The organism is Paenibacillus allorhizoplanae (assembly GCF_927798215.1).
Taxonomy (GTDB): Bacteria; Bacillota; Bacilli; order Paenibacillales; family NBRC-103111; genus Paenibacillus_E; species Paenibacillus_E allorhizoplanae.
Map to the genome: position 1 here is coordinate 73,748 of NZ_CAKMMW010000023.1, position 12,043 is coordinate 85,790.

10 protein-coding genes are annotated in these 12,043 nt (G+C 45.0%); 8 read left to right on the plus strand and 2 right to left on the minus strand.

Annotated features, from left to right (window positions below; genetic code table 11):
* Positions 1–46: 46 nt before the first annotated feature.
* Positions 47–679: an aminotransferase gene (locus L6I86_RS27850; protein WP_236291731.1), complete on the minus strand. Its 633-nt coding sequence runs from the start codon at positions 677–679 to the stop codon at positions 47–49.
* Between the two features lie 238 nt (positions 680–917).
* On the opposite strand from L6I86_RS27850, the gene L6I86_RS27855 reads away from it, so the two are divergent.
* From L6I86_RS27855 to rlmD, 4 genes are all read left to right on the plus strand, one after another.
* Positions 918–1,208 (plus strand): YerC/YecD family TrpR-related protein, encoded by a 291-nt coding sequence (locus tag L6I86_RS27855; RefSeq protein WP_056612830.1) that lies wholly within the window; start codon positions 918–920, stop codon positions 1,206–1,208.
* 139 nt (positions 1,209–1,347) lie between these two features.
* Positions 1,348–2,130 (plus strand): sirohydrochlorin chelatase, encoded by a 783-nt coding sequence (locus L6I86_RS27860; protein WP_236291732.1) that lies wholly within the window; start codon positions 1,348–1,350, stop codon positions 2,128–2,130.
* 1 nt (position 2,131) lies between these two features.
* Entirely contained in the window at positions 2,132–3,112 is a 981-nt protein-coding gene (locus L6I86_RS27865; RefSeq protein WP_236291733.1) for a diacylglycerol kinase, read from the plus strand.
* A 93-nt stretch (positions 3,113–3,205) separates the two neighbouring features.
* On the plus strand, positions 3,206–4,747 hold the full coding sequence (gene rlmD, locus L6I86_RS27870; RefSeq protein ID WP_420851941.1) for a 23S rRNA (uracil(1939)-C(5))-methyltransferase RlmD: 1,542 nt from the start codon (positions 3,206–3,208) through the stop codon (positions 4,745–4,747).
* A 67-nt stretch (positions 4,748–4,814) separates the two neighbouring features.
* On the opposite strand, the gene L6I86_RS27875 is transcribed toward rlmD, so the two are convergent.
* Positions 4,815–5,420 carry a hypothetical protein gene (locus L6I86_RS27875; protein WP_236291734.1) on the minus strand — a complete coding sequence of 202 codons (606 nt, stop codon included), beginning with the start codon at positions 5,418–5,420 and terminating at the stop codon, positions 4,815–4,817.
* A gap of 631 nt (positions 5,421–6,051) precedes the next feature.
* Between L6I86_RS27875 and L6I86_RS27880 the strand changes: the two genes are divergently transcribed.
* Genes L6I86_RS27880 through L6I86_RS27895 form a run of 4 tightly spaced genes read left to right on the plus strand, consistent with a single transcriptional unit; the run spans position 6,052 to position 12,042 of the window.
* Positions 6,052–8,586, plus strand: a complete 2,535-nt coding sequence (locus L6I86_RS27880; RefSeq protein ID WP_236291735.1) for an MrcB family domain-containing protein — start codon at positions 6,052–6,054, stop codon at positions 8,584–8,586.
* A complete protein-coding gene (locus tag L6I86_RS27885; protein ID WP_236291736.1) occupies positions 8,558–10,963 on the plus strand; it encodes a restriction endonuclease-like protein in 2,406 nt (801 codons plus the stop codon). Before L6I86_RS27880 ends, L6I86_RS27885 begins: the two co-directional genes overlap by 29 nt.
* Before the next feature lie 16 nt (positions 10,964–10,979).
* On the plus strand, positions 10,980–11,309 hold the full coding sequence (locus L6I86_RS27890) for a nucleotide pyrophosphohydrolase (RefSeq protein ID WP_236291737.1): 330 nt from the start codon (positions 10,980–10,982) through the stop codon (positions 11,307–11,309).
* A gap of 19 nt (positions 11,310–11,328) precedes the next feature.
* On the plus strand, positions 11,329–12,042 hold the full coding sequence (locus L6I86_RS27895; protein ID WP_236291738.1) for a hypothetical protein: 714 nt from the start codon (positions 11,329–11,331) through the stop codon (positions 12,040–12,042).
* Position 12,043: the final 1 nt, after the last annotated feature.

Sequence of the window (12,043 nt, forward strand, 5' to 3'; positions counted from 1 at the left end):
TTTACGAATGAGTTGGCTTAGATGAGAAAAGCTGGGACGAAGAAAACTATCTGCGCTTGCGCTTAGCCGTGCCGGATGTGGAGCGGCCTTTGCGCCTTTTACCTGTGCCGGATTTCTTACGGCGTTTGCGTTTCGGACGGAAGATCTCTTCTACGTCTCCGGAGGCGACCTTTCCTTTGCCGATAGAGCTAAAGAGGGTCTTCACCATCGGTGCCATTTGCTGAAACGTCGACATGAACTTCTGAACCTTGCCCATCGTGCCGATGATGCCATCAATACCACCCATCCGCTCAACGAAGCCGGAGATTTGCTTCATATTTAAGCCGCTTAATGGGTTCGATGAACCTCCAGCGGCACCACCACCACCGCCAAGGAGATTGCTTAGGAAGTTGCCGCCGCCACCACCACCACCGGCGTTTCCTCCGCCACCGCCAAATAAACCACCGCCTGCATTGCCGCCACCGCCGCCGCCAAAAAATCCACCACCAGCATTGCCACCTGCTGGAGGGCTGCCGAAGAAGCCACCTCCGCCTTCAAAGCCGCCGCCACCACCGAAGGGATTGCCACCGCCTAAGCCTGGGTATTGACCGAAGCCTTCACCGGGAAGGGTTAAGCTCCTTGTTTCCACTTCAGGACGATTTCCGCCATTACCAATAATTTGTTGTCTTGGGTTGGTCACTAGGATTCACGATCCTTTTTATCAGATTTGTCTCCTACAGGATATGTCACTTGCCTACCTTTGGTATGGACGAATGTCACGGGTGCCCGTGATTTGTTGCTATTTAGTCAATTAACGCATAGAAATTTTAACGTTCTGCAATCCTAAAGGAAGGAATTGCTTAGGACGTGTCGAATGATACACAGGAGCTTAGAGAACCATGAAGCCAACATGCTTTTTGACCGGGAGTTGACAGCAGATGCAATTAAAAAAATTAAATGATAAAGCCATAGACCAGCTTTTCGAAGCTGTACTAACGTTGAAGGATATTGAAGAGTGTTACGTCTTTTTTGATGACTTGTGTACGGTGAATGAGATTCAGTCGCTGTCGCAGCGCCTTGAAGTAGCTCGTATGCTGCGCAAAGGATGCACTTATAACCAGATCGAAGCGGAAACAGGGGCTTCAACAGCAACCATTTCGCGGGTCAAAAGGTGCCTGAATTACGGGAACGATGGTTATGTACTGACATTGGATCGTTTGAATCGTTAAATAATTACTTGCAGAATCCTGTATTACCTCGTGTAATGCGGGGTTTTTCTCTGTTTAAGCAGGCTTCAAATTGACATAGGTGGCCACTTTCGTTAGCATAGGAAGATAGGCTTAGTTCGTACGGGTGGGGGAAGTTAGAATGAAGTTGTATGGTGTGCTGGTCATTAGCCATGGATCCCGTGATGAGGGTTGGGTTCAGCTGGTCGAGGATGCCGTGAATGCGGTTCAAGTACCTGATGCCATGCCTATTTATGCGTCATATTTGGAGCTCGTCGAGGGTAAATTGATACAAGATGGCATTTATAGTTTAGAGGCGCAAGGTGTGACCGATATCATCGTCGTTCCGCTATTCGTGTCCTCTGGGAGTACACATATTGATGAGATCAGCTACGCGTTAGGGGTTATTGCTGAGCCTGTGCTCGAAACCGACATGGAGCTCTTAGACATACGCGCGCGAATTCACTTCACGTCGCCGATTGATGATCATCCCGATATTGCAGCTATTCTTTATGGCAAAATCGCAGAGCTTTCCGAGTCGCCCCAGGAAGAGATTCTGCTATTGGTGGGACATGGGAGTAAGGAAGATGGCTTCCACCAGAAGTGGCGCCAAGGACTTACGCAGCTCGCGGAGCGGGTTAGAACGCTGGGCGGCTTCGCCGAGGCGGATATTGCTATGCTTTTGCCGGATCAACTAGCAGAGAAGATGGCCTGGTGGGCCCGTGAGAAACCAACGTATAAGGTGATAGTAGCACCACTTTTTCTGAGTGAAGGGTATTTTACACATAAAGTGATTCCTTCCAGATTGGAAGGGTTAACCTATAAGTATCATGGACGGGCCTTGTTGCCGAGTCCGCAAATTTCCAAATGGATGGAGGGGCAGATTGCCTCCGTATTCCCATACGATGAACAGGGGATGAAATAGAGTGGTCAAACGAGCACGATTGATCTATAATCCGACTTCAGGCCGGGAAGAAATGAAAAAAAGATTGCCTGAAATCCTCCAGCGCTTAGAGCGCGGCGGGTTCGAGACCTCCGCTCACGCGACCATCGGTGAAGGAGATGCCACACTCGCAGCGGCCGAGGCCGTGAGTCGCGGGTTCGATTTAATCATCGCAGCAGGCGGCGATGGTACGATTTGCGAAGTCGTCAACGGTATGGCTGAAAGAGAAGGCAGACCGCCGCTCGGCATTTTGCCGCTCGGGACGACGAATGATTTTGCGCGTGCGCTCGGTATCCCCAAGAACTTGGAGTATGCCTGCGACCTCATCATTCAGCAGTATTCAACCTCGATCGATGTAGGCAAAATCAACAACCGCTACTTCATCAATATCGCTGGGGGCGGCTCGATGACCGAGCTGACGTATGAAGTCCCAAGCAAGCTCAAAACCATGATCGGCCAGTTGGCCTATTATATGAAGGGACTCGAGAAGCTGCCTAGGCTGAAGCCAATCGAGCTCTATATCAAAGCTGGCGATCGCGAGATGCATGAAGAAGTCATGCTCTTCCTCGTAGGCAACACCAACTCCGTTGGCGGCTTCGAGAAGTTAGCACCGGAAGCCAACATTAACGATGGCATGTTCGACGTTATTATTTTGAAGAAATGCAACCTGGCAGAGTTCATCCGTATCGTATCCCTGGCGCTGCGCGGCGAGCATTTGAGTGATCCGAATCTGATTTATTTTCAGACGAATCATATTGAAATTAATTCCCCGGACTACGTTCAGTTGAACCTAGATGGTGAGTTTGGCGGGACATTGCCTTGCGTAATGACCAATTTGCAGAGCCATTTGCAGGTGATCGTGGATGAGTCGGGCCAGTCGATTTATAAAAAGAAATTTCTTGAGGCTTTGACCACGCCGTTTCATTTGAAGGGGCATGGAAATGGGCATGATGAGGGTGAGTAGGGTATAAAAACCTTCTCCCACCTTTTCATTCCATTCGGCTGCTCAGATGAATAGATAAATGATTAATTTTAGCTAGAATTAAGTGAGGTTATTATGAAAACAAAAGGCACATCTGGCTCCGCGCCAGGTAAACATAGAGGTAGTGGCAGGTCTGGATCTGCTGGAAGAGCGGGGAGTTTGGCAGCGGGTAACAGAGGAAATGGGAACAGCAAAGGGAAGAAAGAAGTGCCAGCTTGGATGGCAGGCTTGCCTGTGCAAATCGGACAGCAATACGAGGCTGAGATCATCGGGATCAGCCATGATGGCGAAGGGGTGGGCCGTGTGAACGGCTTTACCCTTTTTGTCGCGGGGGCGCTGCCGGGTGAGCGTGCGCTTGTACGCGTGGAACATTTGAAGAAACAGTATGGGTATGCTAGTTTGGTGGAGCTGCTTGCAGTGAGTCCGGATCGCGTGTCTCCCGACTGTGGCATTTATGATGAGTGCGGCGGCTGTCAGTTGCAGCATTTGAGTTATGAGGCGCAGCTGCGCGTGAAGCGGCAGCAGGTTGTTGATAATTTGGTGCGGATTGGGAAGTTGGCGGTACAATCGGATGAGGGTATAGAAGGAATCGTCGTTCATCCCACTTTGGGGATGACGGATCCGTGGAGATATCGGAACAAGGCTCAGGTTCCTTTTGGGGAAGAGCGGGGCGGCCTCATCGGCGGATTCTATGCGCAGGGAAGTCATCGCATCATTGATATGGAAGAGTGCTTGATTCAACATGAGGCGAACGACGAAGTCGTTGCACGTGTGAAAGAGATCGGCTCGCGCTTAGGCATTCGCGCTTACAGTGAAGAGACGGAATCTGGGCTCCTGCGCCATGTCGTCGTCAAAGTCGGTTTCCGCACGGGCGAGGTCATGGTTGTTTTGGTCACCAATGGTACGGAGATTCCGCGTGCGGATGAGTGGATTGCCGGCATTCGCGAGGCTCTGCCTGCGGTGAAGAGCATTTGTCATAACATTAATGTGAGACAGACCAATGTTATTTTTGGGGATGAGACTCGGGTCCTGTGGGGCAGCGAGGTCATCTATGACTATATCGGCGAAGTGAAATTTGCCATTTCCGCGCGATCCTTCTTTCAAGTGAACCCCGTTCAGACGGAAGTCTTGTACGGGAAGGCACTGGAATACGCCGCTTTGACAGGCGGCGAAACGGTTGTCGATGCCTATTGCGGCATCGGCACGATCTCCCTGTTCCTGGCGCAGCGCGCGGGACAGGTGTACGGCGTCGAGATCGTCGAAGAGGCGATCTCCGATGCACGTAAGAATGCCGAGTTAAACGGCATGACGAACGTGCACTTCGAGGCAGGACCCGCCGAGGTCGTCCTGCCGGAGTGGACACGTCAGGGCGTTCGGCCTGACGTGATCGTGGTCGACCCGCCGCGCAAGGGCTGTGACCCGGCGCTGCTGGCGACCATCCTCGAGCTGCGGCCGCAGCGCGTGGTGTACGTGTCGTGCTCCGCGTCGACACTCGCGCGCGACCTGCGTGTGCTGGTCGATGGTGGGTACGGCGTCGCGGAGGTGACGCCGGTGGATATGTTTCCGCATACGGTACATGTGGAGTCTGTAGCATGGCTAGAATTAAGAAGCGTTTGATGTTAACTTATAATCTTAGTATTTAAAAAACGAAATCCCCGCCTGCAGATTAGCAGCGGGGATTTTTTTAATGAACAACTTCAAATGTCGTATCTTCACTAGAACCATCAGATGAAACAGTAATTCTCCAGCTTCCTAATGTGGTATTTCCTCCAACACGCCAAGACCAACTTACATTCCCGTTGGAATCAGCTTTTTTCGATTCTAATCCAGCGGCTGTACTTGGACCACTTTTATAATGAACAACAATACTCGCTGTTGCTCCTGGAGCTACTTTTGCCTTTAATGTTGCTGTTGAATTTCGAGGTGCTGGAGACGATACGCTAATTATTTGTATAGATGGTTTTTCTTCTTTGGTTATTTTTTCAACTGTTTGTGTTTGTACTGGTTTTTGAGTTGCAACAGGAATTGAGCTGGTGATTGACTTAACAGCTGGAGTCGAAGTTGCAATTGTTGGTGTTGCTGTGGAAGTAGGAGCTTCAGTAGGTACTGCTGTTGGTGCTGTGGTTGGGATTGCTGTCGCAACTGGGGTTGCTGATGCTGATGGTGAAACGGTTGAAATTATCGGTGTTTGTAATGATGTCGGATTTGCTGTTTGAGTACTATCCGTGCTGCAAGCAGTTAAAGATAAAATAGAAACAAGTACCAAGAGAATACTACTTAATTTCTTCATAATGTTTAAGATGCTCCTTCGATGCTAAAGTTTATTTTCTGAACGATCACGATCACTTATCATTTATTCTTCCTAATAACAGTCCTTAAGCTGCATGGAGAGATGCCCCTGGCTGAGTATGTGATAGTTAATTCAACACGAGAGGCTAGAATCCTTTAAAATGTAATATATAATTTACATCCCTAAATGGTTCGAATGTAGTTTTAATAATGAAGGACTAGAATTTATTTACTTGTACAAAAAGGAATCAAATTACGAGAGGAATGAAATTTTAGTGGAAAGCTAAAAGACGTAGCTCCTTTGCCCTTGTAAAAGGAGGGGGATGCTTTCTCTTTGTCGAATGGTTTAGACAAATATCTACAGTTTAGTAAACTTCTCCAGATACTTTTTGACGAAACAGGTGATTAATTTGTCCCTACCAGTAGAACTTCAAAATATATTTTCTAACAAACAAAAATCCTACAAAATGGTGCTCATCCTAGCACTTTTAACAGAGATGCAGTCAACTGGATCGAATCTTGTATCTCTACTAAATTTAAAGCAACGCTTCCTTTCCTTACTCCAAGAAAGAGAGTCAAACGGTCTAGTTGTCGACTCTACACCTGAAAAGGTAGGAACCACCTGGAACAGTATGACTGTAAACAACGTTCAGTCGGTTATTTCCACACCAATCGCAGCACTTTCTGCTATTCTGGAACAAAAAGACGATTTAATTGGCTTCAAGGAAGAGCTATTTGAATCATGGTCTAATGAAGTACAAATTGAGCTTTACGAGTACGCCCAATCCGAATTGGCCAACTACTACAATCAACAAAATAACAATAGTTTCTCCCTAAAAGAAGCTCTTTCTGATATTCTATCCACCTATTTAACCGCAAAAAGAGAAACCTTTGCAGGACACAGACTTGGCAACCTTGTACGTCAAGATATCCCCTCAGCGCTAAGAAAGTTGCCATTTATTCACTCAAAATTAAAGATTCAAGGATCTGTTGGACAAGGCAACTGGGCAACGATTCCATGGATCTCGATTATGGATAAGCGTATTACAGAGACTACCCGCCAAGGCGAGTATTTGGTGTACCTTTTTGCAGAAGACATGCAGTCTGTCTACCTTACATTCATGCAAGGTGTTACGATCCCAGTTGCCGAGAAAGGTAAGCCAGCAGCCTATCAGTATTTCAAACGAAAAGTAAATGAAATTAGAAATATGCTTCCCTTGGAAGGCATGATTAAAGATGATGCTATTTATTTAACATCTGGCGGTCTAGGCCAAGACTACCAAGTGTCCACGATAGCTTACTATCGCTACGAATTGGACCAATTGCCGGATGATGAGCAGCTAATCGAAGACTTAAACAATGCTGTCACCAACTATAACGAATACGTTTTTAAAGTCATTAATACAACTGAAGAAACTGAACAATCAATCAGCTTTAACTACACAATCAGCCATTTGTATGCTGGTCAAGGCATTTTAAAATACCTTCAAGACCATGGACCAACTGCTATATCGTTAGAAGAATTAGTAGCTAATCAAGCTACTGTTCTTCTATCCGGGGATGATGTGAAGCACCCAAAAGAAAGAATCAAACACCTGGGACGAGCTTTGCGAGATCTAGGTTTACTTTCTATAAATGAGAACCAATTCTCATTAACTGATTTAGGTCAGGAATACGCAAACCATTTTAACGAAAATAAATGGATCCTCAGTGAAGCACAAGTAAGGCTGATTCGACGCCAATTAACTAACGTTGAAGACCAACCCCCTCTTGTTAAAAGCATCAACAGAGCTATTCAAATCTGCAAGGAACTAAATTCCTTCACCATAGATCAATTCTCACTGAATTTTAACGAAGCACTTGGTACACTGGAGACTTGGGGCGAAGTTACCCAGAAGCAACGCTCTATTTTCATGCTTAACTGGTTGGAGATATTGAAGTTTGTTTCTAAATCAAGCCAGCAGTATACGTATACGTATATGGAGTGGGAGGAGACACCTCTGGTGGATTCACTAACGGTAATTGAGCGAGTAGCCACAATTAAGAATTTCATTGCTAACAAAGGATTTATGTATCCTGATCATTGGATCGAGAACTTCTTCCTATCGCTAAAAACTAAACCATTCGTCATTCTTGCAGGAGTGTCAGGCACAGGGAAAACGAAGCTAGTCAAGCTGTTCGCTGAGGCTGTTGGAGCTACGGCCAGTAACGGCCAGTTCTCGCTCATTCCAGTACGTCCAGATTGGAGCGATCCTTCCGACCTGTTGGGGTACAAGGATTTATCGGGGGCTTTTCGTCCTGGGAAGTTAACGGAAATATTGGTTGAGGCATCGAAGCCTGGTAACCAACATAAGCCTTATTTTATCTGTTTGGATGAGATGAATTTGGCTAGGGTTGAGCATTATTTTAGTGATCTATTGAGTGTGCTTGAGACACAGGAGTGGCATAACCAAAGGACTGTAACAACGCCACTTATACACATAGACTCCCTACAATATGAGTCAGATAAACAGATGTATGGCAATCTCTATTTGCCAGACAATGTGTACATCGTAGGAACGGTAAATATGGATGAGACTACGCATCCTTTTAGCAAAAAAGTATTAGACCGTGCGAACACAATCGAATTCAATTATATTGAGCTTGGTCAATATCCTTCGTTGGAGGATCTCGCAGATCGTACGGATGCACCGGTGCCTCCTAATTCATTATTACGGAGCGAGTATTTGCAGCTTGTAGATGTGTATAGGAACTATAAGCAGCTAACGGAGAATACGACGGAGTTATTGGTTAAAATCAACGGGATTTTGGAGCAGATCCATTCACATGTAGGGTTTCGGATTCGGGATGCGGTATGTTTCTATATGATCTATAACGAACGATTCGGCTTGCTAAGTAAGGAGGCTGCGTTCGATATGCAGTTGCTTCAGAAGATTTTGCCTCGTATACAAGGTAGTAATGCTTCTGTAAAAAATGCTTTACTACAATTAATGCAAGTGGCTCAGGATCGTACCCTACCTCTTTCGGAATACAGAGAAGATGCTTCTAAGCTTTATCTTTCGATGGAGACATTGGCAGCGTCCAAATATCCACATAGTGCACGGAAAATTGCCTTCATGCTACGGAGGTTAGAAGAAGATGGATTTACCTCATACTGGATCTCTTAATCAAAGTAGGGAACTGCTGCGGATTGAGACGAATCTGTTTAATCTCTATATTCAGGGCAAGCCGTTCCATCCTACTGTTGAGACATTGAATCTCCATCGTAATGCGGATCTGGAGTGGGTGGATGCGCATTTTCATGCTGCTCCGCTAACAGATACACTTACAATTGAGACGATTGCTGTTTTCAACCATGAGGATGGGGGTGTAAGGAGTTGGGGCTCGGGCGATGTGTGTGCGCCAACTTTTTATGAGACGCAAGCTTATGAGCTTGTGGTCGAAAAGAAAGCGGATATTTCTTTATCCTTTTTCCATGATAATGTTCATTTGAGGCAGGCGGTTAAACCGCTAGGGAAGATGATTTTGTCGGGGATTCTTAATTTTCAAAATGAAGTCGGTCAGTCCGAACTGGAGCTTCGTTTGAACGGGGAGGCTATTTTCCGCCTTCAGCTAGAGATTTTTCCAGCCAAAATCGATTATAAGAACGACTATCAAATGATTCTTAACGACGTGAATGCACAGATTTATAATTTATCTTTTGATTTTTTGCGTAAAACATTTAACATGACTGGTCTGAAAGAGACGAATCATCAGAGTTTGACGGAGTATTTTACGATTCTTCAGCATATATTTACGCAGCTTGTTCAGGCTGTTGAACGTATTAAGCTCTCACCACATTCCAAGCTTCAAAGCGAGAATCGCTTAGTAGACGCTGCACGTGTAAAAAGAGCTGGGAAAGAAAACATAGGCTTCCTAGCAAAGCGTCCTCAACTATTAGTGAAAGACTCGCTAAACGGTATTATTTCGGTAAGTGGAGAGCGATATACCCCAACTCACATGTTAGAAACCAGGCGTCATGTTAATTATGATACGGCTGAGAATCGTTTTGTGAAATGGGTGCTGGTACGTATTGGGCAAAAGCTTAAGGACATTAAAACACGTTTGTCTCAGAAGAGTCGCGTGGAAGATCCTGAACTTACGAGGAAATTGAACCTAATGCTGAGTCATGTACAGCGGTTGTTGCAACATGATTTCCTAAATGTAGCTGAAATGCGGCAATTGTCGATATCCTTAGTCTTGCAAATGGCATCAGGGTACCGAGAGGTGTATCGGTATTATTTAATGCTATTAAAAGGTTTGTCGATCCAGAATGATCTATTCCGACTATCGATGAAAGATTTGGCTCAACTCTATGAATATTGGTGTTTCTTGAAGATTCACCATCTTTTAAGCAAAAAATATGAACTACTTAAACAAGATATTATTAAACTCAATCGGAGTGGGCTATTCGTCACACTGGATAAGTCGCAGCAGGCTAAGATGGAGTATAGGAATCCTGTGAATGGCGAGATTTTCACGCTTTTTTATAATGCGCTGCCTAAGGGAGATAAGAGTCCAACCCTTTCTCAGCGACCAGATAATGTCCTGACCTTGAAGAAGAACGATGCCGCGGCAGAGTATAAGTATATTTTTGATGCCAAATACCGGATTAATCCGGCTTATGAGGGGACGCCTTATTTTGAGCGATACCGGATGCCGGGTCCGGAAGAAGATGATATTAACACGATGCATCGTTACCGAGATGCGATTGTGTATTCGGAGGGGCAAGGCCGAGAGTATGAGCGGAGCATGTTTGGGGCTTATGTGTTGTTTCCGTATCACGATGAGGAGCGGTTCCAGCAGCATAAGTTCTATAAAAGTGTTGAGCTTATCAACATTGGGGCTTTTCCCTTTTTGCCGAATTCAACGAGCTTGATGGAGAAGTTCTTAGATGAGATCATTATGGATAGTCCTGAGAAAGCATATGAACGGACGACTAGGCCGAGAGGTACGAAGGAGTACTACAAGGATAAGATGTCTGGTAAGAATGTCTTGGTCGGGGCATTGAGTAAAAAGCCTCAGCTGGAGGCTGCTTTGGAGCATGGATTTTATCATACGCCATTGCGGAATATTACGGATCATAAAGTATTGACCCGTATAGAGTATGTGGCGTTGTACCAGTCGATTCGTTTGTTTGGCATAGAGGAAGCGGGTATTTCCTGGTATGGGAAAGTGAAGGATTGGAAGGTTGTTCCACGCTCTGCCATAACGGCAATTCCCTCAAGTCGGGGGGCGACGGATGAGCTTTATGTTGTATTTGAAGTGGACAAGTGGGTCCAAAGAGAGACCGCTATCGTTCCCGCGGGGCATGGGATTTATCGGATTTTATATACGACGGATTATATATTTAATAGAGCTAAGGAAGTTTCTGAGCTGCGTTTGGAAACGGAAGAGGAGCTAAGGGATTGGCGTGAGAAGCGGCGTGCGGGTAAGGTGAAGGTGACGTTGGATCGGGAGCATGTGGATCAGGGGAGTTCGGTTGTGGGGATTGAAGTGGAGTAGGATGGAGGATAACGATATGGATGCTATCATAAAGAAAATCATTGAATTTCGCGATGAGAGAGATTGGAAACAATTCCATAACCCTAAAGATTTAGCTATTTCGCTAACATTGGAAGCGAGTGAATTACTCGAGAATTTTCAATGGAAAGAAAGTGTTGAAGCAGTAAATAAAAATAAAGAGCAAATTCAAGATGAGTTAGCTGATGTACTCATTTATGCCCTTATGATAGCCCACGATTTAGAGATTGATGTAGAACATGCGATAGTACATAAATTAAAGAAAAATGCTGAGAAGTATCCCATTGAGAAATTTAAAGGTACATCTAAAAAATATACTGAGGGATGAGAATAGAGGACATTATTCTATGATTATTTATGAGGCTACCAAGGAAGAGTTTATGAATCATGTGACTGAGGATAGTATCGCGGTAAGGATTCATGATGTATTAGTAGAAAAAATAGGTGGAACTTCTGCTATGAATTATATGTATAAAGTTCTTAATACGTCCGATATTCCAGATGATATTACAATTGCAATCGAATACAAGGTGCCTTCTAACTCTAGAAGAATAGATTTCATACTTACTGGACTAGATGCAGATAATCAGAGTTCAGTCGTCATCATTGAGTTAAAACAATGGCAGAATTTAAGTAGTGTTGATAAAAAGGATGGCATTGTGCAAACGTATCTTGGTCGTCGCTTGAGGGAAACGACACATCCATCTTATCAGGCTTGGTCCTATGCCAAGTTAATCACAGAATATAATGAGTCGGTAAGAAACGAACAAATCTCTATTTACCCTTGTGCTTATTTGCATAACTATGTGAAGCCAATCAATGATCCACTAACCAATGAACAGTATGAAAAATATGTTACAGAAGCACCCGTATTTACTAAAGGAGATGCCTTAAAACTAAGGGGTTTTATTTCTCTTTATATTAAGAAGACTGACCGGAAGAATCTGTTGTATCTTATTGAACACGGGAAAATTAAACCATCGAAATCACTTCAAGACGCCTTAGTAGGAATGTTAGATGGCAATGATGAGTTTACAATGATTGACGAGATGATGTATTAGG

What these genes read in the sequence shown, in the direction of transcription:
- L6I86_RS27855 (WP_056612830.1), top strand. Translation starts at nt 918, where the DNA reads ATGCAATTAAAAAAATTAAATGATAAAGCCATAGACCAGCTTTTCGAA.
- L6I86_RS27860 (WP_236291732.1), top strand. Translation starts at nt 1,348, where the DNA reads ATGAAGTTGTATGGTGTGCTGGTCATTAGCCATGGATCCCGTGATGAG.
- rlmD (WP_420851941.1), top strand. Translation starts at nt 3,206, where the DNA reads ATGAAAACAAAAGGCACATCTGGCTCCGCGCCAGGTAAACATAGAGGT.
- L6I86_RS27875 (WP_236291734.1), bottom strand. Translation starts at nt 5,420, where the DNA reads ATGAAGAAATTAAGTAGTATTCTCTTGGTACTTGTTTCTATTTTATCT.
- L6I86_RS27880 (WP_236291735.1), top strand. Translation starts at nt 6,052, where the DNA reads ATGACTGTAAACAACGTTCAGTCGGTTATTTCCACACCAATCGCAGCA.
- L6I86_RS27885 (WP_236291736.1), top strand. Translation starts at nt 8,558, where the DNA reads ATGGATTTACCTCATACTGGATCTCTTAATCAAAGTAGGGAACTGCTG.
- L6I86_RS27890 (WP_236291737.1), top strand. Translation starts at nt 10,980, where the DNA reads ATGGATGCTATCATAAAGAAAATCATTGAATTTCGCGATGAGAGAGAT.
- L6I86_RS27895 (WP_236291738.1), top strand. Translation starts at nt 11,329, where the DNA reads ATGATTATTTATGAGGCTACCAAGGAAGAGTTTATGAATCATGTGACT.